The organism is Actinomycetospora succinea, from assembly GCF_004363095.1.
Taxonomy (GTDB): Bacteria; Actinomycetota; Actinomycetes; order Mycobacteriales; family Pseudonocardiaceae; genus Actinomycetospora; species Actinomycetospora succinea.
The window spans coordinates 580,855-601,637 of record NZ_SNYO01000004.1; the positions used below are offsets into that span (position 1 = coordinate 580,855).

21 protein-coding genes and 1 pseudogene are annotated in these 20,783 nt (G+C 75.4%); 8 read left to right on the top strand and 14 right to left on the bottom strand.

Translation table 11 applies throughout. From position 1 onward, the window contains the following. The first annotated feature begins 18 nt into the window (after positions 1–18). Complete coding sequence (locus EV188_RS17960) at positions 19–1,710, top strand: AMP-binding protein (RefSeq protein WP_243741787.1); 1,692 nt, start codon at positions 19–21, stop codon at positions 1,708–1,710. Between the two features lie 5 nt (positions 1,711–1,715). Beyond that, positions 1,716–2,735, top strand: coding sequence for an LLM class F420-dependent oxidoreductase (locus tag EV188_RS17965; protein WP_133827610.1), 1,020 nt, complete (start codon positions 1,716–1,718; stop codon positions 2,733–2,735). A 4-nt stretch (positions 2,736–2,739) separates the two neighbouring features. Here the strand turns inward: EV188_RS17965 and EV188_RS17970 are convergent, their stop codons facing one another. Together EV188_RS17970 and EV188_RS32635 are read right to left on the bottom strand one after the other, a co-directional pair. Next, positions 2,740–3,726 (bottom strand): alpha/beta hydrolase, encoded by a 987-nt coding sequence (locus tag EV188_RS17970; RefSeq protein WP_133827611.1) that lies wholly within the window; start codon positions 3,724–3,726, stop codon positions 2,740–2,742. A 97-nt stretch (positions 3,727–3,823) separates the two neighbouring features. Then, positions 3,824–4,322 (bottom strand): annotated as a pseudogene (locus EV188_RS32635) (GIN domain-containing protein). On the opposite strand from EV188_RS32635, the gene EV188_RS17975 reads away from it, so the two are divergent. Further along, positions 4,234–4,497, top strand: coding sequence for a hypothetical protein (locus EV188_RS17975; RefSeq protein WP_133827612.1), 264 nt, complete (start codon positions 4,234–4,236; stop codon positions 4,495–4,497). The pseudogene EV188_RS32635 and the gene EV188_RS17975 sit on opposite strands and share 89 nt — an antisense overlap. Positions 4,498–4,573: 76 nt before the next feature. On the opposite strand, the gene EV188_RS17980 is transcribed toward EV188_RS17975, so the two are convergent. From EV188_RS17980 to EV188_RS18015, 8 genes are all read right to left on the bottom strand, one after another. After that, positions 4,574–5,569 carry an NAD-dependent epimerase/dehydratase family protein gene (locus EV188_RS17980; protein WP_133827613.1) on the bottom strand — a complete coding sequence of 332 codons (996 nt, stop codon included), beginning with the start codon at positions 5,567–5,569 and terminating at the stop codon, positions 4,574–4,576. Beyond that, the gene (locus EV188_RS17985; RefSeq protein ID WP_133827614.1) at positions 5,566–7,218 is read right to left on the bottom strand and encodes a fatty acid CoA ligase family protein; all 1,653 of its coding nucleotides are present in this window, start codon (positions 7,216–7,218) and stop codon (positions 5,566–5,568) included. Before EV188_RS17985 ends, EV188_RS17980 begins: the two co-directional genes overlap by 4 nt. Beyond that, positions 7,215–8,120 carry an alpha/beta fold hydrolase gene (locus EV188_RS17990; protein WP_133827615.1) on the bottom strand — a complete coding sequence of 302 codons (906 nt, stop codon included), beginning with the start codon at positions 8,118–8,120 and terminating at the stop codon, positions 7,215–7,217. Before EV188_RS17990 ends, EV188_RS17985 begins: the two co-directional genes overlap by 4 nt. Then, positions 8,117–9,145 (bottom strand): 3-oxoacyl-ACP synthase III, encoded by a 1,029-nt coding sequence (locus EV188_RS17995; protein WP_133827616.1) that lies wholly within the window; start codon positions 9,143–9,145, stop codon positions 8,117–8,119. Before EV188_RS17995 ends, EV188_RS17990 begins: the two co-directional genes overlap by 4 nt. 272 nt (positions 9,146–9,417) lie before the next feature. Beyond that, the gene (locus tag EV188_RS18000) at positions 9,418–10,743 is read right to left on the bottom strand and encodes a DUF1254 domain-containing protein (protein WP_133827617.1); all 1,326 of its coding nucleotides are present in this window, start codon (positions 10,741–10,743) and stop codon (positions 9,418–9,420) included. A gap of 108 nt (positions 10,744–10,851) precedes the next feature. Next, positions 10,852–11,742, bottom strand: coding sequence for a DUF2188 domain-containing protein (locus EV188_RS32270; RefSeq protein ID WP_133827618.1), 891 nt, complete (start codon positions 11,740–11,742; stop codon positions 10,852–10,854). Positions 11,743–11,865: 123 nt separating this feature from the next. Beyond that, entirely contained in the window at positions 11,866–12,381 is a 516-nt protein-coding gene (locus EV188_RS18010; RefSeq protein WP_133827619.1) for an Asp23/Gls24 family envelope stress response protein, read from the bottom strand. A gap of 105 nt (positions 12,382–12,486) precedes the next feature. Continuing rightward, positions 12,487–14,145 (bottom strand): NAD-dependent malic enzyme, encoded by a 1,659-nt coding sequence (locus EV188_RS18015; RefSeq protein WP_133827620.1) that lies wholly within the window; start codon positions 14,143–14,145, stop codon positions 12,487–12,489. Between the two features lie 231 nt (positions 14,146–14,376). Here EV188_RS18015 and EV188_RS31745 point away from each other — a divergent pair, with 231 nt between their 5' ends. After that, complete coding sequence (locus EV188_RS31745) at positions 14,377–15,498, top strand: hypothetical protein (protein ID WP_166659940.1); 1,122 nt, start codon at positions 14,377–14,379, stop codon at positions 15,496–15,498. Between the two features lie 7 nt (positions 15,499–15,505). Here EV188_RS31745 and EV188_RS18025 read toward each other — a convergent pair whose 3' ends face one another. Genes EV188_RS18025 through EV188_RS18040 form a run of 4 tightly spaced genes read right to left on the bottom strand, consistent with a single transcriptional unit; the run spans position 15,506 to position 17,582 of the window. Further along, positions 15,506–16,231, bottom strand: a complete 726-nt coding sequence (locus tag EV188_RS18025) for a PIG-L deacetylase family protein (RefSeq protein WP_133827621.1) — start codon at positions 16,229–16,231, stop codon at positions 15,506–15,508. A gap of 15 nt (positions 16,232–16,246) precedes the next feature. Then, entirely contained in the window at positions 16,247–16,561 is a 315-nt protein-coding gene (locus EV188_RS18030; protein WP_133827622.1) for a hypothetical protein, read from the bottom strand. Positions 16,562–16,612: 51 nt separating this feature from the next. Beyond that, on the bottom strand, positions 16,613–17,020 hold the full coding sequence (locus tag EV188_RS18035) for a VOC family protein (protein ID WP_133827623.1): 408 nt from the start codon (positions 17,018–17,020) through the stop codon (positions 16,613–16,615). Positions 17,021–17,024: 4 nt separating this feature from the next. Continuing rightward, positions 17,025–17,582: a DUF4157 domain-containing protein gene (locus tag EV188_RS18040; RefSeq protein ID WP_133827624.1), complete on the bottom strand. Its 558-nt coding sequence runs from the start codon at positions 17,580–17,582 to the stop codon at positions 17,025–17,027. 93 nt (positions 17,583–17,675) lie between these two features. Here EV188_RS18040 and EV188_RS18045 point away from each other — a divergent pair, with 93 nt between their 5' ends. The 4 genes from EV188_RS18045 to EV188_RS18055 all read left to right on the top strand — a co-directional run. Then, positions 17,676–18,752, top strand: a complete 1,077-nt coding sequence (locus EV188_RS18045) for a CHAD domain-containing protein (RefSeq protein WP_133827625.1) — start codon at positions 17,676–17,678, stop codon at positions 18,750–18,752. Between the two features lie 73 nt (positions 18,753–18,825). After that, positions 18,826–19,677, top strand: coding sequence for a GNAT family N-acetyltransferase (locus tag EV188_RS18050; protein WP_133827626.1), 852 nt, complete (start codon positions 18,826–18,828; stop codon positions 19,675–19,677). Further along, on the top strand, positions 19,674–19,814 hold the full coding sequence (locus EV188_RS31750) for a hypothetical protein (RefSeq protein ID WP_166659941.1): 141 nt from the start codon (positions 19,674–19,676) through the stop codon (positions 19,812–19,814). Before EV188_RS18050 ends, EV188_RS31750 begins: the two co-directional genes overlap by 4 nt. 92 nt (positions 19,815–19,906) lie before the next feature. Then, the coding region (locus EV188_RS18055) for a DUF222 domain-containing protein (protein ID WP_166659942.1) at positions 19,907–20,783 on the top strand (877 nt) is incomplete at its 3' end.

The following is a 20,783-nucleotide window of genomic DNA, read 5'->3' on the forward strand; positions in this document are numbered from 1 at the left end:
GACGGCTGGGAGGCACGGGTGGACAGTGCGCAGATCGACGGGGCGGGTACCACGACCTTCGACGTCACCACCCTGCGCGGGCGCCGGGCGGTGCAGCGCTGGGAGCGCACGTCGATCGGCGACGTCTTCGAGCGGCTCACGTGGAGCTATCCCGAGAAGACCGCGATCGTCGGGCGTCCCGGCGCCTTCGCCGACGAGCGCTTCCGGTCGCTGACCTACCGCGAGGCCGACCGCGTCGCGAACCAGGTGGCCCACGCCCTGGCCGCCCGCGGCCTGCAGCCCGGCGACCGCGTGCTCCTGTTCTGCGAGAACTCGGTCGAGGCGTTCGTGACCAAGATCGGGATCGCGAAGGCGGGCATGGTGGTGATGCCGCTGAACCCCAACCTGGCCGAGGACGTGGTCGAGTACCTGATCGGGCACGCCGAGCCGGCCCTCGCGATCGTCGACGCCGAGCTCTGGCCCCGCGCCGCCGCGGCGTTCGAGCGCGCCGGCCTCGCCGTCGGCGCCACGATCACCCTGGGCGGCGACCCGGTCGCGGGCAGCCCGTCGTTCCCGGCGTTCCTCGAGGGGCAGCCGGAGCATGAGCCCGACGTGGAGATCCACGGCGACGACATCTGGGAGATGCTGTTCACGTCCGGCACCACGGCCATGCCCAAGGGCGTGATGACCTCGCACGGGTCCAGCTACCTGGCCGCCATGAACTTCGCGCTGTCGCTGACCCGCGGCGTGCGCCTCGAGGGCGACCTGCGCGTGGGCACGTTCCTGCCGATGATCTACCACGTCGGCGACCTGCTCTTCACGCTCTCGGCGTTCCTGTCCGGCGGCACGCTCGTCCTCGGGCGCCGTCCGGTGCCCGACCAGGTGGCCGAGGCCGTCGCCGAGGAGCGGATCACCGCCCTCTGGGCCGGGTCGCCGCAGTTCGTCGCCGCGCTGGACCGGGAGATCGAGACCGCCGGCCACGACGTCACCAGCCTGGGCGTGCTCGTCTACGGCTGGGGCGCGCTGGCGCCCAAGACCTACCGCGCGCTGCTGGACAAGGCCGGCGAGGACCTCGTGGTGCTCGGCATCTTCGGGCAGACCGAGGCCATCGCGTGCCACCGCTTCTGGCCCGCGAAGTGGCCTGACACCTACGAGCGCACCGCGCCCGCGGTCAACTACGTCGGCCTGCCGAGCCCGCTGCTCGCCTCCGACGTGGTCGACGAGGTGGGGGAGTCGCTGCGCGACCAGCCGGGTGTGGCGGGCGAGGCGGTGTACCGCAGCCCGATCATCACCGCCGGCTACTACAAGAACGAGGAGGCCACCCGCGAGGCGTTCCGCGGCGGCTGGTTCCACTCGGGCGACAGCGCCGCGGTCGACGAGGACGGCCTGCGGATCGCCGTCGACCGGATCAAGGACATCGTGAAGTCCGGCGGCGAGAACGTCTCCAGCCTGCGCGTCGAGGCCGTGCTCTACGAGCACTCCGGGGTCCAGCGTGCCGCGGTCGTCGGCCTGCCGCACGACCGGTGGGGCGAGGCCGTCACGGCCGTCGTCGTGCCCGCGCCGGACGCGGAGGTCACCGCGGACGACCTCGTCGCCCACTGCCGCGCCCGCCTCGGCGGCTACGAGACGCCCAAGGCCGTCGTCTTCGCCGACGAGCTGCCCGAGACCGTCGGCGGGAAGATCCTCAAGTACAAGCTGCGGGCCCGCTTCGCGGACCTGTACGCGGGCTGAGCGGCATGCGGGTCGGGGTCAACGTCGGGCACTTCACCGGGACGCCGCCGCCGGACCTCGCCGGGCGCCTGCGCGCGCTGGACGAGGCCGGCTTCGCGTCGGTGTGGTTCGCCGAGGCCTACGGCTCCGACGTGTTCACGCCGCTCGCGTACGCCGCGGCGCACACCCGCCGCGTGCGCCTGGGCACGGCCGTCGCCCAGATCCCCGCCCGCACCCCGGCCGCCACGGCGATGGCGGCCACGACCCTCGACCACCTCAGCGGCGGGCGGGTCGTGCTCGGGCTCGGGGCGTCGGGCCCGCAGGTCTCCGAGGGCTGGCACGGCGTGCCCTACGCCCGCCCGCTGGCGCGCACCCGCGAGTACGTCGAGGTCGTCCGGCGGGTCCTGGCCCGGCGCGAGCCGGTGAGCTACGCGGGCGAATTCCAGCGCCTGCCCGCCGAGGGCACCGGGCTGGGCAAGCCGCTGAAGTCGTCGCTGCACCCGTACCGCGCCGACCTCCCGGTCCACCTCGGCGCCGAGGGCCCCCGCAACGTGGCGCTCGCCGCGGAGATCGCCGACGGCTGGCACGCCATGTTCTTCGCCCCGTCGTTCGACGGCTTCTACCGCGACGCGCTCGCCGAGGGCTTCGCCCGCCGCCCGGGCGGGCGCCCCGAGGACTTCGAGGTCGTCGCCACGGTCCCGGTGGTGCTCGACGACGACGTCGAGCGTGCCGCCGACCGCGTGCGCCCGGAGCTCGCCCTCTACATCGGCGGCATGGGCGCCCGAGGCGCGAACTTCCACCACGACGTCTTCGTGCGCATGGGTCACGGCGACGCGGCGCAGCGGGTGCAGGAGCACTACCTGGCCGGGCGGAAGGCCGAGGCGGCCGCGGCGATCCCCACCGAGGTGGTGGAGCAGGTCGCGCTCGTCGGACCGGTGAGCAAGGTCCGGCGCGACCTCGACGCCTGGGCGGCGACCGTCGTCGACGAGATCGCCGTGCAGGGCCTGCCCGAGGACCTCGACGCCGTGGCGTCGGCCCTGCTGTAGACGATCAGCGCGCCGCGCGCCCGTCCACGAGGTCCACCGAGCTCACCACGAGGTCGGGGCTCTGCCACTGGATGTAGTGGGCGTCGCCGTTCGCGATGGTCTGCGGGGTGCCGGGGCGCAGCGCGACGTAGTCGGCCTGGGCGTCCTCGTAGAGCTGGTTGAGCTCCTCGACGGTGAGCCCGGGCGGCGGCGGCAGTGTCGTCTGGAACGGCTCGGTCTTGGTCAGGACGTCGATCGGCACGGGCGGGAAGGCCGGGCCGGTGCGCACCTGGGCGACGCTCGCGTCGACGTCGATCCGCTCGGAGGCGGGGTCGGCGAGCGGCGTGCCGGGCGGGACGGCGTTGAGGTAGGAGTCGCGGTAGAGCGCCCACTTCGCCGGCCCGAACGTGTCGGGCACCGACGGCGCGAAGGCGTCGACGAACACCACGCCCGCGACCTGCTCCGGGTGGGTCTGCGCGTAGAGCCGGGCGAAGAGCCCACCCATCGAGTGCCCGGTGAGGACGTAGGGCCCGGGCACCCCCGCCGTGGTGAGCACGGCGTGCAGCTCGGCGACGACGTCGGCCGCGGTGCGCGGCTGCGGTACCGGGGTGCTGCGCTCGGTGAGCGGGGCGCCGGGGAGGGTGACCCGCAGGGTGCCGGGCCGGTCGTAGGAGCAGACCCGGTGGTCGCGGGCGAGCGCGACCGGGACCGCGGGGCCGACCGCCGGCGGCTGGATGATCTCGTCGATGCCCCAGGAGTCCGCGGAGTCGTGGTAGCCGGGGACCAGGACGACGGTGTGGCGTCCCGGCGCGTTCGCGCCGTGGCACTCCAGGTAGACGCTGCGCCCGCCGATGTCGACGCCCTGTGCGAAGTCGCCCGACCCACCCGTCGGCGGCGCGGGCGTCGCCCCGGCCGGGCCGGCGCAGGCGGACACCGCCGCCGCCAGGACGGCGACGATCGCGGCCCACCGGAGAGCTCTCCCCCGCGGCACCCGCCGGCCGGCGACGATCATCGGTCCTCCGTGTCCCACGAGCGATCTCCGGAGTGAATCTAGGGACGGGCACCGGAGGGGGCTGTCACGTCTGTGACAGGTCGTGCGGGTGGCGGGGTCAGCCGCGCCGGACCGTCCCGATGCCGGAGACGGTCTGGGTGACGGCCGGGTTGCCGAGGTAGACGATGTCGCCGACCCCGGTGACCCGGGCCTCGAGCGTGCGGGCGGCGTTCACCGTCGCGGTCCCGGCGCCACCCACCGACACGTCGGCGGCCTGGGCGACGAGGCCGCCGGCGTCGATCGCGCCGATCCCGATGAGGTCCGCGTTGAGCGACTCGGTGCGCCCCGAGACGGTCAGGGAGCCCGCGCCGCTGTTTGGCGAGCGAGAGGTCCTGGCCGTCGATCCCGGTGGCGTTCACGGTGCCGGCCCCGGAGAGCACGATGCCGCCGAGCTGCCGGACGGTGATCCGGTAGTTGATGGTCGCCCGCCCGAGGTTCGTGTCCGGCCGCGCGCCGAGCTTCAGCGTGGTGCCCTCCACCTCGCTGGTGAGCAGCGGCTGGACGTTGTCGTCGGCCTCGACCCGCAGCGAGTCCGTCCCGGTCTGCTCGATCGTCACGGTGCCCGCGGAGGAGAAGTCGATCGAGGTGAACGGCGCGACGGGCCGGTCCTGGGTCACGACGGTGCCCGACCCCTGCGTGCCCCCGCCCCCCGAGGAGCACCCGGCGGAGACCAGCGCGAGCAGGACGACGGCGACGGCGGCGAACGATGCGCGCACAGGGACCCCCGGGTGACGAGTGAGGGACGACGTGTAGCGGCTCGCACCGTCCGGGCGCCAGACGCCGGACGCGGATGTGACAGCCGGACCCGTCAGGCCGCCAGTGCCCGGGCCAGCCGGTCGAGGCCCGCGTCGACGTCGAACCGGGGCCGGTAGCCGAGGTCGCGGCGGGCCGCGGAGATGTCGAACCAGTGCGTGGTCGCCAGCTGGCGCGCCAGGAACCGCGTCATCGGGGGCTCGCCGAGATCGGTGAACCCGCCCAGCACCCGCCACGTCGCCTCGACGGCGGCCCCGGCGGCGACGGCGACGGGCCGGGGCACCGTGCCGCGGACCGGCGGGAGGCCGCCGGCGGCGAGGATGCCGTCCACGAGCTCGCGCACCGGGCGGGGGTCGCCGGAGGTCACGAAGTACGCGCGTCCGGCGCACGCGGCCCCGGGGTGCAGGTGGTCGACGGCGTCGAGGTGCGCGGCCGCGGCGTCGTCGACGAAGGTCGTGTCGATCAGCGCGGTGCCGTCGCCGACGAGGCGCAGGGTGCCGGCGCGGGCCCGGGCGAGGATGCGGGGGACGAGCTGGGTGTCGCCCGGCCCCCAGATCAGGTGGGGGCGCAGGGCGGTCGTCGCGAGGTCGGGGGAGTCGGCGCCGAGGACGAGGCGCTCGGCCTCGGCCTTGGTGCGCGGGTAGGCCGAGTCGTACCGGTCGGCGTAGGGCAGCGACTCGTCCCCGCCGTCGATGTCGCCGCCCGCGTGCACGACGCTCGGCGTGCTGGTGAAGACGAACCGCCCCACGCCCGCGGCCCGGCAGGCGTCGAGCAGCACGCGGGTGCCCTCGACGTTGCTGCGGTGGAAGTCGGCGTCGCGCCCCCACAGGCCGGCCTTCGCCGCGACGTGGACGACGACGTCCTGACCGGTGACGGCGTCGCGCGCGGCGTCCGGGTCCGCGAGGTCGCCGCGCCGCACGCGCACGCCCTTCGCGGCGAGGTCGGGGTAGTCGCCGCGGGCCAGGCTCGTGACGTCGTCGCCGCGCGCGAGCAGGGCGTCGACGACCGCGCCGCCGAGGAAGCCGCCGCCCCCGGTGACCAGGGCCTTCACGACGTCCGCCCGGTCACCCAGCGGGCCAGCGCCTCGCGGTCGATCTTCGAGTTGTGGCGGGGATCGACCGGCAGCGCGGGGTGGAACACGACGTCGGCGACCGCGCGCGTGCGGTGGTCCGCGCCGGCGACGCCGAGCAGCCGCGCGCGCAGGTCGTCGGTGGGGGCCGTGCCGCGGGCGGGCTCGACGACCAGGACGGGCCGCCGGACCGCCCCGGCGCCATTGCCGTCGCCGTCGCCGTCGCCGACGCCGACGAGCGCGCACCGCCGCACCGCGGGGTCGCGGTTGAGCACCTCCTCGCACGGCACGCTGTAGAGCGGGCCGTCGGCGGTGGGGACGACGTGCGACACGCGCCCGGCGAACCACAGCCGCCCGTCGGCGTCCCAGGAGGCGAGGTCGCCCATCCGGTGCGCCGGCGCCCCGTCCCACGCGACCGTCGTCGCCGCGGTCGCGTCGGGCCGGTCGGCATAGCGGCGGCTCACGACCGGCCCGCGCACCACCACCTCGCCGACCTCGCCGGCGGGCACCTCGAGCTCCGGGGTCAGCGCGGCGACCGGCCCGTCGACGACGCGCATCAGGGTGACCTCGACCCCGGGCACCGGGCGGCCCACGCAGATGCCGTCGTCGGGCAGGTCGAGCAGCTCGCGGCTGCCGATCGTCGCGACGGGCAGCGCCTCGGTCGCGCCGTACGGGGTGTGGACCTGCGCGCCGGCCCCGAGCAGGGCGAGCACCCGGCGCTGGACGTCGCGGGGCACCGGCGCGCCCGCCGAGATCACCGTGCGCAGCGTCGGCAGGATCGTGCCGGGCGGGGCGTCGCGGCCGAGGCGGTCGAGCACCGCGGGCGACCCGAACATGACCGTCGCGCCCGTGCGCCGCGCCGTGCGGACGAGGCGCCGGGCCCGCACGCGCGCCGGGCGGGTCGGGTCCATCCGCGGCACGACGGTGGTCATCCCCAGCGCCGGGCCGAACAGCGCGAACGGCGGGAAGGTCGCCAGGCTCACGTCGCCCGGGCCCAGCCCGTACAGGTCGCGGACGAGCGCGGCCTGGGCGACGAGGCCGGCGTCGTCGTGCTCGACGCCCTTGGGCGGCCCGGTGCTGCCGCTGGTGAAGACGATCGCGGCGGGGGAGCCGGCGGGGCGCGCGGCGTCGACCGGGCCCTCGTCGCTCTCGAGCTCCCGGACCGGCGTCGTGCCCGGCACGGGGACCCCGCCGGCCGTGATCGCCAGGCGGGCGTCGGGGCACCACCCCAGGGCGCGGCGCGCGAGGTGCGCCTTCGGGACGCCGGCGAACGCGTCGGGGGCGGCCTCGTTCAGGCAGCTCCGGACACGCTTCAGCCCGATCCCCGGGTCGACGACGACCGGCACGGCCCGCGCGCGCATGAGCGCGTAGGCGAGGACGAAGAAGTCGACGATCGGCGGGACGAGCAGCGCCACCCGCGCGCCGGGTTCCACTCCGGCGGCGTGCAGCCCGGCGGCGACGCGCTCGACGCGACGGTCCAGCTCGCCGAAGGTCACGGTGCGGGTCGCGGGGACGACGGGGTCGAGCAGCGCGCCCCCCGGCGCGGGCAGGACCAGGGCCGCGCGCCCCGGGTGCTCCCGCGCCCGGTCGGCCAGCATGGTGTCGAGCGTGGCCAGCGTCGTCCCGGTCATCGCCGGTCCAGGAACGCGTCGACCCGCGCGCCGATGGCCTCCGCCTCGTCCTCGAGGACGTAGTGGCCCGCGTCGGGGTAGCGGAACACCTCGGCGTGGGGCAGCCCGCGCTCCACCCGGGCGAGGATGTCGGCGTCGAAGACCGGGTCCTTCATCCCCCAGTGCACCTGGACGGGCCGGGCGTCGAGCAGGGGGAGCCGTTCCTCGAGGCGCGCGAGCACCGGGTGGGCCGGGTCGTCGGGCCCGAGCGGGATGTCCTGCACGAAGGCGTGCACGGCGACCCGGTGCTCCGGGCGGTCGTAGGGCGCAAGCAGTCCCCGGCGCGCCTCGGCGGGCAGCCACGCCTGCCCGGTCCCGAGCACGAGCGCGCCGGCCGAGAACGCGTTGAGGCGCCGCACGAGCACGTCGCTCACGACGGGCAGGCGCGCCGCCCGCAGCATCCAGGGCAGCCCGTGGTCGGCCGGCAGCGGGAAGGCGCCGGTGTTCATGACGACGATGTCGGCGACCCGGTCGAGGTGCTCCGCGGCCCACGCCAGCCCGATCGGCCCGCCCCAGTCGTGGACCACGAGGGACAGGGGCTCCGCGAGGTCGAGGCCGTCGACGAACGCGGTGAGGTCGGCGACCCGGCGGGCGAGCGTGTGCGGGTAGTCCCGCCGCGACGGCGTGTCCGACAGGCCCATCCCGATGTGGTCGGGGGCGAGGACGCGCCGGCCGCGGGCGGGCAGCGAGCGCAGCAGCGTGCGCCAGTAGAACGACCAGGTCGGGTTGCCGTGCACGAGCAGGACCGGCGGCGCGTCGCGGTCGCCCTCGTCGACGTAGGACATCCGGTGGCCGCCGATGTCGACCCCGCGCGGCACGAAGGGGTAGCCCGCGAGCCCGGCCGTGGTGGCCGTGGCGCTCACCAGCGCACCTCGGCGGCCGCCGCGTTGATGCCGCTGCCGACGCCCATGAGCATCACGCGCGACCCGTCGGTGACGGTGCCGTCGGCCACCGCCTTGCTCAGCACGGTCGGCACGCCGGCGGGGCCGATGTTGCCGAAGAGCGGGTAGAGCGACGGGAAACGGTCGGCGTCGAGCCCGAGCTGGTCGACCACGGCGGCCGTGTGGACCTTGCTGACCTGGTGCAGGCAGTAGGTGTCGTAGCCGGCGGCGTCCCAGTCGAACGTCGCGACGGCCTCCTTCCACACGCGTCCGGCGAGCTCCATCCCCGCCTCGAGGAGCCCCTTGCTGTCGGTGCGCATCTCGTCGCCCTGGCCGACGCACAGGCCGGCGTTGCCCGTCGTGCTGGCGCGCCCGAGGCCGCCGAGGAACCGGTGCCCCCCGGGGCCGTCGGCGCGGGACAGGACCATCGCGACCGCGCCGGAGCCGACGGTCAGCGTCGCGAACTGCTCGTGGAACATCCGCCGGGTCGCGTCCTCGCCGGCGAGCCGGGCGAGCGTGCCCTCCATGGCGAACCGGCTGGTCTCGCCGGCCACCACCAGACCGTGCTCGATCTCACCGGCCTCGATCATCGTCGACACCAGGTTCATGCCGTCGAGGAATCCGAGACAGGCGTTGCCGACGTCGAAGTTGACGGCCTCGGGCGGCAGTTCCATGAGGCCGTGCACGATGCTCGCGGTCGACGGTTCGAGGTGGTCCCTGCTCACCGAGGTGTTGATCAGCGCGCCGATCTCGTCCCGGCACACGCCGCTGTCCGCCAGCGCCCGCTCGCCCGCGCGGGCCGCGACCTCGCTCGGCGCCGTGCCCTCGTCCCAGAGGCGCCGTTCCCGGATGCCCGACAGCCGTTCGAGCAGGCCGGGGCCGATGCGCAGGCGGTCGAACGTGCCCGCGAGCTGCTCCTCGAGGTGGGCGGAGGTGACGACGTGCGGGGCGTCGAGGTGCGCCAGCCCGGCGATCACCACGTCGTCATAGCGCCGCGCGGATCTCATGCTCCTACCGTGCGGCACGGCGCAGGGATGCGCAGGAATGCGAGGAGGGCGTGGATTCGGCTACCGTGAGTCCTACGAATCCCGGTAACAGGCACACGCTGTCCGGAACTGCGCCACCCGGCAGAACGCCATTCCTGCCGATGTCCCAGTGCGGCCCGCGGAATCGTTGATCGACGACGATACGCCCTCGTTCGCGGGAACCGTCGAGCTCGCCCTGCGATCCACCCGACAATCGCCGTGCGGTCGTTCGGGTGCCCGTCCTCACGCGAGGGTCACGCGAGTGTCACGGGAGGCGGCGCCCAGGTGCCGTCGAGCACCGCCGGCCCCGGCGCGTAGAGGCGCAGCATGATCCGCAGTGGGCCGGCGGGGGCCGGGAGCCAGTTCGCGGTCCGCTCGCCGCCGGGGTCGGTCGGCCCGTAGTACAGGTCGATCGACCCGTCGGGGTTGCGGTGCAGCGGGTCGCGGTCGCCGAGGGCGAAGCGGTCCAGCGGGTTCGGCGCCTGGAAGCTGTCGGCGTCGTACATCGTCACCGACCAGAACGCCTTGACCGGCGGGAGCTGGTCGGCGGCGAAGTGCTGCACGTAGTCCTTCTCGCCGACGATCGGCGCGCCGTCGGCGTCGCTGAGCGCCAGGGGGTAGACCGCGTCCTCGGGGGCGTTCGCGCCCAGCCCGACCATCGCGACGATCGCGCGCTTGAGGTAGTCGTTGCCGTAGACGCCCATGACCTCGGTGTTGATCGTCCAGCCGTTCGCGAACCGGCCCGTCCGGGCGATGCCGGCGTGCAGGAGCTCGAGCGCCGCCTTCGCGCCCTCCTCCAGCGCCGCGACACGGTCCGGGTCGAGCCCCGCGGCGTCGAACTCCTGACCCCCGACGATGCCGATCGCCGCCAGGCGGGCGAGGACCGAGAAGTCCGTCGCGTGCGGCGGGTGCGCGGCCAAGAGCCGGGACGCGTAGGCGAAGAACTCGACGGCACCGAGGCCGTTCACGATCGCCAGGGGTTCCCGGGCGAGGTCGAGGCCGGCCGGGGCCAGGGACGGCCGGACCCCGGTCGGCGGCGCGCCGCCGTCGAGGGTCGTCAGGACGAGGCCGTCCTGGAAGGCGTTCACCGCGGCGTAGTCGGCGGGCCCGTTGGTCTGGGTGCGGCCGATCATCCAGGCCAGCGACGTGGTCGCGCGGAGCACCTGTGCGTCCGCGGGCGCCTCCCCGGTCCACCCGGGCGGGGCGATGACGAAGCGGGACGCCGCCGTCCCCGTGGTGCGCCACCCGGGGGCGGCGAACACGTCGGTCCACATGTCCAGCATCGGCAGGAGGTAGTAGCGCCCGCCGCTGTCGGGGACCTCGAGCAGCAGCGGTCCGTCCGCGAGGTCGAGCCAGGCGCTGGAGTAGAGCGTGTCGAAGTTGGGCGCGACCACCGAGCGGAACTCCGCGTCGGGGAACTCCCGCAGGTGCGTGAGCGTGTTCGGGGCGGCGTGGCCCACGGCGTCGACCGAGGTGTCGGTGAGCTGCAGCCGCGTGACGTCCATGGTGACCAGCGGGTAGAGGTACGCGTAGGCCTCCGCCGCCACGTTCCGGACCTCGTCCACGGACAGTTCGATCATGCAGCTCAGCTCCTCGGGCGCGGCGTCTCCGAGGTGACGATCTCCGCCGCGCGCCGCGACGACCTCACCTGCGGAGGGTGACGCCGTCGCGGGGCCGCGCGCGGTCCGTCAGCGCGGCGCGACCCGGCGGACGCGCTCCTGGGCGGCGGCGGTGCCGCGGGAGGCGCCGACGCCGACCAGGTGCAGGCCGCCCGCGGCGACCGCGCCGAGGACGCGCCCGGTGATCCGCACGGGGTTGAGGGCCCGGGCCAGCTGGTCGAGCGGCGCGGCCGCGGCCTCGGTGTAGGCGTGAATCTGCCGGCCGACGCGGTCGGCGGCGTCCTCGGCCTGCTCGCCGACACCCGCGCCGATCGTCGCGGCGCGGTCCGCGCCCGCCACGGCGCGCTCCCCGGCCTCGCGGGCGGTCGCGTCCGCCCGGGCGGCGGCGCGGCGCCCGGCGGCCCGGGCCTCGCCGGCGACCTGGCGGCCGGTGCGGTCGGCCTGCTTGGCCACCTGGTCGCCGGTCGTCTGCGCGATGCTCGCCGCGTCCTTCGCGGCGGCCTCGAGGTCCTTGTCGCCGCGGCGCGCGGCGTCGACCTCGTCGCCGATGCCGGAGGCGGCCGCCGCGGCCGTGGCGCCGGCGCGCTCGGCGCCCGTGCGGGTGTGGCCGGCCACCTTCTTCGCGGTCACCGCGGCGTCGTCGGCGACGTCGTCGGCGGCGTCGGACACCTCGGCCGCGGCGGCCTCGGCCGTGACGCGGGCCCCGGTGCCGGCGGCGCTCGTCGCGAGCGAGGCGGCGATGCGGTCGGTGTCCTCGGCGTCGGAGCCGACGGTGCGGGTCTCGCGGACCGCGCCGTCGGTGCCGTGCACGACGACGTCACCGCCGCCGTCGTTGGCGACGATCTCCACGGCGCGCTTGATCGCCTCGGCCTGGGTCGGGGTCTTGGCGCTGGGCCGCTGGGCGTCGGGCTTCTCGACGGCCCAGCCGTTGTCGGTGGGGGTGACGTGGCGGTCGGACATGCGTGCTCCTCCAGGGTGGGCTGACCCCAGACTGTCCTCGCCGCGCGTGGCCCACCCGTGTCCGTCACGCGGATCACGGATGACGGGTGCCGACCGACGACGGCTCGGGCGGGGTCGGGCGGATCAGCGGACGCGGGCCGCGGCGGTGGAGGCCGTGTCGTCGTCGCCGTCGGTGTCGTCGCCGGGGACGTGGAGGTCGACGACGTTGACGTTGACCTCGACGACCTCGAGCCCGGTCATCTGCTGCACCGCGGTGATGACGTTGCGACGGATGGCGCGGGCGAGGTCGGCGATGGCGACGCCGTAGTCGACGACGATCGTCAGGTCGACCGCGGCCTGGCGCTCCCCGACCTCGACCGAGACGCCCTGCGTGGTGGACGAGCGGCCGCCGGGGATGCGCTCGGTGATGGCGCCGAAGGCGCGGGCGGCGCTGGTGCCGAAGCCGTGCACGCCGTCGACCTGACGGGCGGCCAGGCCGGCGACCTTCGCGACGACGCCGTCGCCGATGGTCGTGCGGCCCCGGGTGCTCTCCAGCGGCGAGCCGCCCGCCGTGGTGGGGCTGGTCGCGGGGGTGGTGGCGGGGCTCGTGGTGGCGGGGCTCGGGGTGGCGGTCCGCGGGGTGGGGCTCGGGGTGCTCATCGTCGGGTCCTCCCTGTCGTCGGCTCGACCGGTGGTGTCCGTCGAGCTCACTCGGTTGGACACGACCGATCGACGATCCTCACGCTGCGCGGCTCGTGACGGCCCTCACCGTGGGCGCTCCGGGGCGCCGTACGAGGGCTCCCAGCGGGTGCGGCGGATCGCCGCGCGCAGCTCGTCGTCCGACGCCGCCGGGGCCACGCCCTCGGCCACGGCCTGGCGCGCGACGGCGAGGGCGATGTCGTCGGCGACGTCGCGCACGTCGGCCCAGCGCGGCAACAGCGGCGCGCGCGGATCGGACAGGGCCGGCGAGGCGTCGCCGAGCGCGCCCGCGGCGGCGCGCATCATCCCGTCGGTCACCCGCGTGGCCCGTGCGGCCGTCACCGCGAGGCCGACGGCCGGGAAGATGTAGACGTTGTTGCACTGGGCCACCGGGACGTCGTTCCCGTCGTCGCGGTGCAGCGGCGGGAACGGCGACCCGGTCGCGATCAGCGCGCGGCCGTCGGTCCACGCGTCGAGGTCGGCGGGGCGGGCCTCGGCGTTCTCGGTGGGGTTGGACAGCGGGAAGACGATCGGGCGCTCGACCCGTCCCGCCATCGTCCGCACGATGCCCTCGGTGAAGGCGCCCTGCGCGGTGGAGAGCCCGACGAGGACGCCCACCGCCACGTGCGTCACCACGTCCGCCAGCCCCGGCAGGCCCTCGACGCCCCACCCGGCGACCTCGGCCGGGTCGTGGGCGAAGGCCCGCTGGGCGTCGGAGAGGTCGTCGCGGTCGGTGGTGAGCAGCCCGCGGACGTCCACGACCCAGCAGCGCGCGCGGGCCTCGTCGGCGGTCAGGCCCTGGTCGACCATCTCCTGGCGCACCATCTCCAGCACGCCGATGCCCGCCGAGCCCGCGCCCAGCATCACCACCTGCTGGTCGCGCAGCGGCACGCCCGCCACCTCGGTCGCCCCGCGCAGCGCGCCGAGCGCCACCGCCGCGGTGCCCTGGATGTCGTCGTTGAAGGTCAGCAGGCGGTCGCGGTAGCGCTCGAGGATCGGGTGGGCGTGCGGCGTCGCGAAGTCCTCCCACTGCAGCAGCACGTCCGGCAGCTCCGAGCGCACCGCCGCGACGAAGGCGTCGACGAACTCGAGGTAGGCGTCGTCGTCGACGCGGTGGTGGCGCCAGCCCAGGTAGAACGGGTCGTCGAGCAGCGTCGGGTTGTCGGTGCCGACGTCGAGCAGGATCGGCAGCGTGCGCGCCGGGTCGATGCCGCCGATGAGCGTGTAGAGCGAGAGCTTGCCGACGGGGATCCCCATGCCGCCCACGCCCTGGTCGCCGATGCCGAGGATGCGCTGGCCGTCGGTCACGACGATGACGTCGACCTCGCGCTGGCGGCGGTTGCGCAGCGCCTCGACGAGGTGGTCGCGGTCGGGCCAGGACAGGTACAGCCCGCGTGGGCGGCGCCAGATCTCGGAGAACCGGCGGCAGCCCTCGGCGACCGTCGGGGTGTAGACGAGCGGCAGCGCGGTGGGCACGTCGGCCGCGAGCACGGCGTAGAAGAGGCGCTCGTTCCGGTCCTGCAGGGCGCGCAGGTAGATGTAGCGGTCGAGGTCGGTGGCCTGGCGGCGGACCTCGCCCCACGACCGCCGGACCTGCTCGTCCAGCGTCGTCACCGCGTGGGGCAGCAGGCCCAGGAGGCCGAGCTCGCGGCGCTCCTCGTGGGTGAACGACGTGCCCTTGGTGCGCAGCGGGTCGTCCAGTGCGTGCCCGGCGTCCTCGTCCATCGCGGCCCCCCTCGCCGGGGACCCTACGGCGCCGACAGGGCGTTCGTCGCCGATGATCGACCCCTTCGTGTGGAATCGTCCACAACCGGTTGCCGGGTCGCCGTTCGGGCAGTCGGCGTAATGGATCCGTGATCTGTCGAAAATAGTCACGAGATTCGTGCTGTGGGCTTTCCCGCGAGGGCGGACGCGGGGAGGGTGGCCTCGCCGTACGACCGGGGGAGGTGCGGCGGGATGACTGTCCACCATGGTCGGCACGAGATGCCGGGCTGGCGCGGCTACCTCCCGGAGAGCGTCGACCGCTCCCGACGCAGGAGCGCGGGTGCTGGCATCCTGCCCCCGGGGCCGCGCCGGGTGGTGGCCCTCGGTGCCCTCGCGGCGTGCGCCGTCGCGGCGGGCGCCGCGATCGGGACGCGACCGGATGGACCGCCCGGCCCGCCGTCCGGGACCACGGACGACGCCGCCTCCGTCCTGGCGCGGACCTCGGCCTGGACCCGCGAGGCCACGCCCGTGCTGGCGTCGATCGAGACCGAGCTCCACCGCACCGACGAGATCCGCCGACGGTGGGACGGCTCGTCCCTCGCCCGCCGCGAGCCGTCGCCGCCGGGTGCCGTGGTCGCGCTGGTGGACCGGCAGGTCGAGCTGGCGCACCACCGCGACGGCCTGCGCGCCGCGCTGACCGCCGTCCGCGCCACGCCGGGCTCGGAGTCCGCGCTGGCGGTCGCGTGGCCGCGGCTGCGGGCGGCGCAGGAGCTGCTGCGGTCGCTGGCCTCGGAGCGCACCGGGCTCGGCGACCCGGTGGAGGCGGCGGTGCTGCGCCTCGTCGCCGACGAGACGGTGCCTGGCGGGGCCGGCGGGGAGCCGGCGCCGAGCCGTGGCACGCGGACGCCGGCGCCGACCGTGGACGCCGTCCGGGTCGCGCTGGCGACGACGGCGTCGGTCGTCGAGCAACCGGCGGCTTCCGTCGTGTCTCTCGCGTCCACGTCGTCGACCCGGGCCGCGGAGAACGAGGCCCCGGAGAGCGACGACCCGGAGACCGTCGAGGTGCCGAGCGCACCGACGCCCGACGTCCCTCCCGGGGACCCCGTCGTCCGCCCCGCGGCCGTCGCACCGGAGGAGGCCGAGACCGAGACCGAGACCGAGACTCCGCAGCCCGCCGTCGACGACGAGGCGCCGGAGCCCTCGATGCTGAGCTTCGACCGGTCCGCGGCCGGCACGCCCGATCCGTCGCCCGATCCGTCGCCCGATTCGTCGCCCGATTCGTCGCCCGATCCGGAGGAACAGGAGGAGGCCACCTCGTCCGGGATCGAGCCGACCGTGCCCGACGAGACCGACCCCGCCCAGGAGCGGACGTGACCCCGGGTCAGGCCGTGTCCACGACCTGGAAGGCCTCGACGTACTCGACGCCGTCGGCCGCGAGCGCCGCGTACCGCTCGCGGTTGCGGGCGAGCAGGCTCTTGATCAGCGTCTCGAGGTCGTCGCGGTGGGCGGTCTGGGAGCGGTGCGCGCGCAGGGCGGCGAACTTCGCCGACAGGGTGGGCCCGACGTCGACGACGTGGTTGACCCGCTCCGGAGGGCAGCCCGCCACCCAGGTCTCCGGCACCGCCCAGGCCTCGAGGCCCTCGTCGGCGAGCAGCTCCGGGTAGGCGAACGGGTTCCGCGCGTCGGGGTAGACGGCGGCGAGGGTCGCCTCGCCGGTCGCGCGGTGGTCGGGGTGGGAGACGCCGATGCGCTCCCAGAACATCTCGGGCGACTGGGTGAGCACCCGGTGCGGGCGCACCCGGCGCACGACGCGGCTGATGTCGCGACGCAGCGCGAGGCTGGGCGTCACCTCGCCGTCGGGGTAGCGCAGGAAGGTCAGGTCGGTGACGCCGAGCTCCGCGGCGGCGGCGCGCTGCTCGGCCTCGCGCAGGCCGGCCATCTCGGAGCGCGGGGTGTCGTCGAACCCGCCGGCGTCGCCGGAGGTCACCAGGCAGTACGACACCGCGATCCCGGCGGCGGTCCAGGAGGCGACGGTGCCCGCGGCACCGAAGTCGACGTCGTCGGGGTGCGCGACCACGACGAGCGCGCGGGTGACGGGCTCGGACACGAGTCGGAGCCTAGATCAACGCTCCCGCTCGAGGGGCGCCTGCACGACGTCGCCTGCCTCGTCGAGCGCACCCCGCTCGCGGGCCTTGGCCAGCATGGCGTCGAAGTCGGCGTCCCAGCCCTCGGGGACCTTCCCGGCCGCCAGCCGCCGCAGGGTCGCCACCGGGATCCGGACGCTCTGGCGGTCCTCGGTGAGTTCCCCCGCGTCGTGCTCGGCGAGCAGCTTGGTGATGTGGTCCGGCCCGAGGCGCTCCCAGTAGGACGCGTAGAGGTCGGTGGTGTGCTCGGGCATGCGGAGCTCGACGCCGTCGGTGGCGATCGCGAGGTACACGGTGTTCCTCCGGGGGCGGGGGTCGGCCGACGATATCGGCGCGGCGCCGGATCAGCCCGCGAAGTCGGCGGCGGACATGCCCGCGCCGTGGCCCGCCGGCCACTGAACCAGCTCGATCCGGTGGCCGTCCGGGTCGGTGACCCAGGTCGTGCGGAAGTCCGGGGACCCGTCGGGCGAGCCCGGCGCCTCGGCGTCGACGCCGCGCGCGGAGAGCCGTGCTGTGGCCGCGTCCATGTCCTCGACGTGGACGACGAAGTGGCTGGGGCCGGCACCGGGCGCGGTGTCGGGATCGTGGACGAGCTCGACGGTGACGAACTCGTCGTCCGGGAGCTTCAGCATCACCAGGTGACCCAGCGGGGTCTCGGGGACGGCGCCGACGACCTCGTAGCCGAGCGCGGCGTAGAACGCGAGCGACCGTTCGAGGTCGGCGACCCGCAGCCCGAAGTGCAACGTCCTCATGGGGTCAGTGTCCCGGCGACGGCCCGACCGGCGCGCGCACCGCCTCGAGGGCCTCGCGGGCGAGGGCGGATCGCACGGCCGGACCCCCGTCCCACACCTCCTGGAGGAACTGCGCCTGGGCCTCCGGGTTGACGTCGCGCCACCGGGTGCGGCCGCGCCGGACCTCGGCGCGCCAGTCGTAGGCACCCCCGACCGGGCGCGTGCCGTACCGGGCCTGCGCCCACAGCGCCTCCGTCGCGTACCGCGCGCCCCGGGTCCGGTACTGCCACACGTGCACGGCCTCGTGCACCAGCAGGCCCGGGTCCCGCCGGCCCTTGAGGTAGATCGTGGTGCCGAGCGTGAAAGGGTGCGGCACGACGTCGAACAGGCCCGCGCGGCCCTCGACGACCCGGACATCGTCGAGCGACCCGTGGAAGACGCGCCGCAGGACCTCCTGCTCCGCCGTCGTCAGGGGGCGCTCGCGGTCCTGGAGGGCCGCGAAACGCTGCACGGCCGCCACCAGCCGCCCCAGCCCGAGGACCGCAGCGCCGGCGGCGCTCATCGCGACGTCGCGCCAGGTCATGTCCGCGTCTCCCTCGGTGTGCGGCCGGTGAACGGGGAGTGATCGGTGGCCGGCGCCCGATGATCCGCTTGATCACCGGGGTACAAGTGCTACGTGTCGAACACCGTCTCCGCGTCCACCCTGGTCCTCGCCGCGATCCGTGAGCGGGTGGCCGCCCTCCACGCTGCCATCGAGCCCGACACGGCGCCCGACACGGCGCCCGACACGGCGCCCGACACCGCGCCCGCGGTCGACGACGCCGCCGCCTCCGACACCGGGGACGAGGCCGCCCCCGGGTTCGGCGCCGACGGCGGCTCGTCGGTGACGGTGCCGGCCGCCGAGGACGAGACGCCCGACGACGACACCGACCTCGGCACGGGGGACACGGCCGAGGGCCCGGACGTGGAGCGCCTCGCCGAGGCGCTGGCCGACCTCGAGGCCGTGGTCACCGGGTTCGCGTCGCTCATCGAGGGCGGCGAGCTCCCCGCGCTGCGGGCGGAGCTGGCCTGGGCGCGGTCGACCGTGGACGAGGCCCGGGCGCTCGACGGCACAGTCGACGTGCTCGAGGACCTCCTCGAGGACCTCGACCCGGCGCTGCGCCAGGGTCCGGTCGAGGCGCGGGTCGGCATCGTCGTCGCCGCGCGCACCACCGAGCGCCGCGACGCCGTCACCGCGATGCTCGCCCAGCCCGAGTGGACGAGCCTGGTCGCTCACGCCGACCAGCTCGTGCTCACCGCGCCGATCAGCGGCCGCAAGCCGAAGAACGCCGTGCGCGTCCTTGGCCGCGCCCTCGCCGACGCCGACGCCGCGGCGCGCGAGGCCGCCGACGCCGTCGTCGCGGAGACCGACGGTCCCGGGGCTCAGCTCGGCCCGCTCGCGACGGCGGCCCACACCGTCGCGACGACCGCCCGGGTCGGCCGCGGGGTGCTGGGCAAGCAGGCCCGCAAGCTCGGTGACGCCGCCGACGCGCTGGCCACCACCGTCGAGGAGCGCCGTCGCAGCGAGTCGGTGACCCACTGGCTGGTCGACCTCGCCGACCTGGCCCACCGCGCCGGCGAGCCGAGCTTCACCTACGGCGTGCTGCACGCCGAGGCCGGCGCGCGCCGCGCCGCCGCCGACGAGGCCCTGGGCCTCGCCGTCTCGGCCTACAGCCGCCCCAAGCTGCACAAGTGGCTGGCCGACGCCTCCTAGAATTCGGTGGGCGTCACGGCGGCCGGTGCCTAGCGTTCGTGGTCGACCCGTCGCGTCCACCCGAGGCTCCACCATGACCGGCACGACCCTGCACACCCCGCTGTTCTGCGACACCGCGCTCGCCGCCCGGATCGAGAGGGCGGAGGTCGACCTCATCAGCGCGGTGAGCCGTGCCTCGGTCGCCCGGTCCGGGGTCGCGGGGTTCGTCACGCCGCTGGCCCGGGGAGCGGCGAGCTTCGCGGGCACCGACTCGCCCTACACCAAGGTCGTCGGGCTGGGGTTCGGCGGCGTCCCGACGTCCGCCGAGCTCGCCGCGGTCGAGGAGGCCTACGCCGCGCACGGCGCGCCCACCTCGGTCGAGCTCGCCCACCTCGGCGACCCGGACCTCGCCGCGCTGCTCAGCGACCGGGGCTACCGGCTCGAGGGGTTCGAGAACGTCCTCGGTCTCGACCTGACCGTCCCGGACGAGCCCGTGGCCCCCGCGGGCATCGAGGTCCGCCGCAGCGGCGACGACGAGTTCGAGGCGTGGCTGCCGGTGGTCGTCGAGGCGTCCACCCACCCCGACACCCAGGGCGTGCCCTGGCACGACGACTTCTCCGCCGAGGCCATCGAGACCGCCCAGCGGGACTCGGCGGCCGCCGGCCTCACCCGCTACGCCGCCTTCCGCGACGGCGTCCTCGCCGGCGGCGCCGAGTTCCGCACCGTCGACGGCGTCGCCCAGCTCGCCGGTGCGGGCACGGCCCCGGCGCACCGCCGCCACGGTATCCAGTCCGCCCTGCTCGCGGCCCGCCTCACCGACGCCCGGGCCGCGGGCTGCGACGTCGCGGTGATCGTCACCCAGCCCGGCTCGAGGTCCCACCAGAACGCCCAGCGCCGCGGCTTCGACCTGCTCTACACCCGCGCGACCCTGGTCAAGCACCCGTGACCGAGCCGGTGATCGCCCTGCACCCCGGCTCCCGCGCCGGCCTGCGCCCCCTGTTCGCGCTCGCCGCGTTCGTGCCCGCCCACCGGGACCGCGTGTGGCTCGACCTCGACCTCCGCGCGTGTTCGAACAGAGCATAGATCGCAGAGCAGGGGATCGTGACCGTTTCGTGATCTGGCGTTCGAACCTCTGACGGGCTTCGTTGTCGGGGGTCGGGGCTAGCGTTCCTCGTGTGAGCACCACCCACGACACGCGCCCCGGCCCTGCCGGTCTGGCGGCCGCTGTCGCTGGGCGTGCTCCTGACTCCGAGCTCGCCGTGCTGCTCGACGCGGTGGACCCGGCCGAGCTGACTGGGGAGGATCTGGCGGCCTACGTTCGCGCCCGGTTCCGGCTCCACAACCGCGCCGAGGGGCAGTTGTTGGCGGCGCTGCGGGAGCTGGGGACCGCGCAGGACGGCCGCACCGCACGTCGCGCGAACTCGGACGAGTTCTCCGGCGACGAGGTCGCCCTCCTGCTCGGTCATTCCCGCACCATGACCTCCCGGCGTCTGGACCTGGCCGACGACCTGTTCGAGCGGCTACCGCTGCTGGGGGCGGCGTTGTGGCAGGGCTGGCTCGACGAACCGAAGGTCCGCGCGATCAGCGAGACGCTCACCGACGTGTGTGTCGATCATGCCCGGCACGCGGTCGAGGTCGTGCTGCCCGAGGCGGCCGAGCTGCCGGTGATGGCGCTCCGGGAGCGGGTCGCCGAGATCGTGCTCGACATCGACCCGGACTGGGCCGAGCGCCGCCGGAGGCGGGCCGAGGCTCGCGGTCACGTGCTGCTGCGGGCGAACCCCTCAGGGACCGCGACGTTGTCGTTCGTGGACGCCCCGTCGCCGGAGGGGATCGATTCGGAGGCGCGGATCGATGCGGTGGCGGCGGCGGTGCGGCACCTTGGGGTGCGAACGCCCATCGGTCAGTTGCGCCTGCACGTGGGGATGCGGCTGCTCAATGGCTCCACCGAGGGGATGACCGATCGCGACGTCGTGCTGATGCTGGCTGCGGAATACCACGCCGCCGACCACCCCGACGACCCCGGACCCGGCACCGCGGCGCTCGACGACGACG

What these genes read in the sequence shown, in the direction of transcription:
- EV188_RS17965 (WP_133827610.1), top strand. Translation starts at nt 1,716, where the DNA reads ATGCGGGTCGGGGTCAACGTCGGGCACTTCACCGGGACGCCGCCGCCG.
- EV188_RS17970 (WP_133827611.1), bottom strand. Translation starts at nt 3,726, where the DNA reads ATGATCGTCGCCGGCCGGCGGGTGCCGCGGGGGAGAGCTCTCCGGTGG.
- EV188_RS17985 (WP_133827614.1), bottom strand. Translation starts at nt 7,218, where the DNA reads ATGACCGGGACGACGCTGGCCACGCTCGACACCATGCTGGCCGACCGG.
- EV188_RS17995 (WP_133827616.1), bottom strand. Translation starts at nt 9,145, where the DNA reads ATGAGATCCGCGCGGCGCTATGACGACGTGGTGATCGCCGGGCTGGCG.
- EV188_RS18000 (WP_133827617.1), bottom strand. Translation starts at nt 10,743, where the DNA reads ATGATCGAACTGTCCGTGGACGAGGTCCGGAACGTGGCGGCGGAGGCC.
- EV188_RS32270 (WP_133827618.1), bottom strand. Translation starts at nt 11,742, where the DNA reads ATGTCCGACCGCCACGTCACCCCCACCGACAACGGCTGGGCCGTCGAG.
- EV188_RS18010 (WP_133827619.1), bottom strand. Translation starts at nt 12,381, where the DNA reads ATGAGCACCCCGAGCCCCACCCCGCGGACCGCCACCCCGAGCCCCGCC.
- EV188_RS18015 (WP_133827620.1), bottom strand. Translation starts at nt 14,145, where the DNA reads ATGGACGAGGACGCCGGGCACGCACTGGACGACCCGCTGCGCACCAAG.
- EV188_RS31745 (WP_166659940.1), top strand. Translation starts at nt 14,377, where the DNA reads ATGACTGTCCACCATGGTCGGCACGAGATGCCGGGCTGGCGCGGCTAC.
- EV188_RS18035 (WP_133827623.1), bottom strand. Translation starts at nt 17,020, where the DNA reads ATGAGGACGTTGCACTTCGGGCTGCGGGTCGCCGACCTCGAACGGTCG.
- EV188_RS18040 (WP_133827624.1), bottom strand. Translation starts at nt 17,582, where the DNA reads ATGACCTGGCGCGACGTCGCGATGAGCGCCGCCGGCGCTGCGGTCCTC.
- EV188_RS18050 (WP_133827626.1), top strand. Translation starts at nt 18,826, where the DNA reads ATGACCGGCACGACCCTGCACACCCCGCTGTTCTGCGACACCGCGCTC.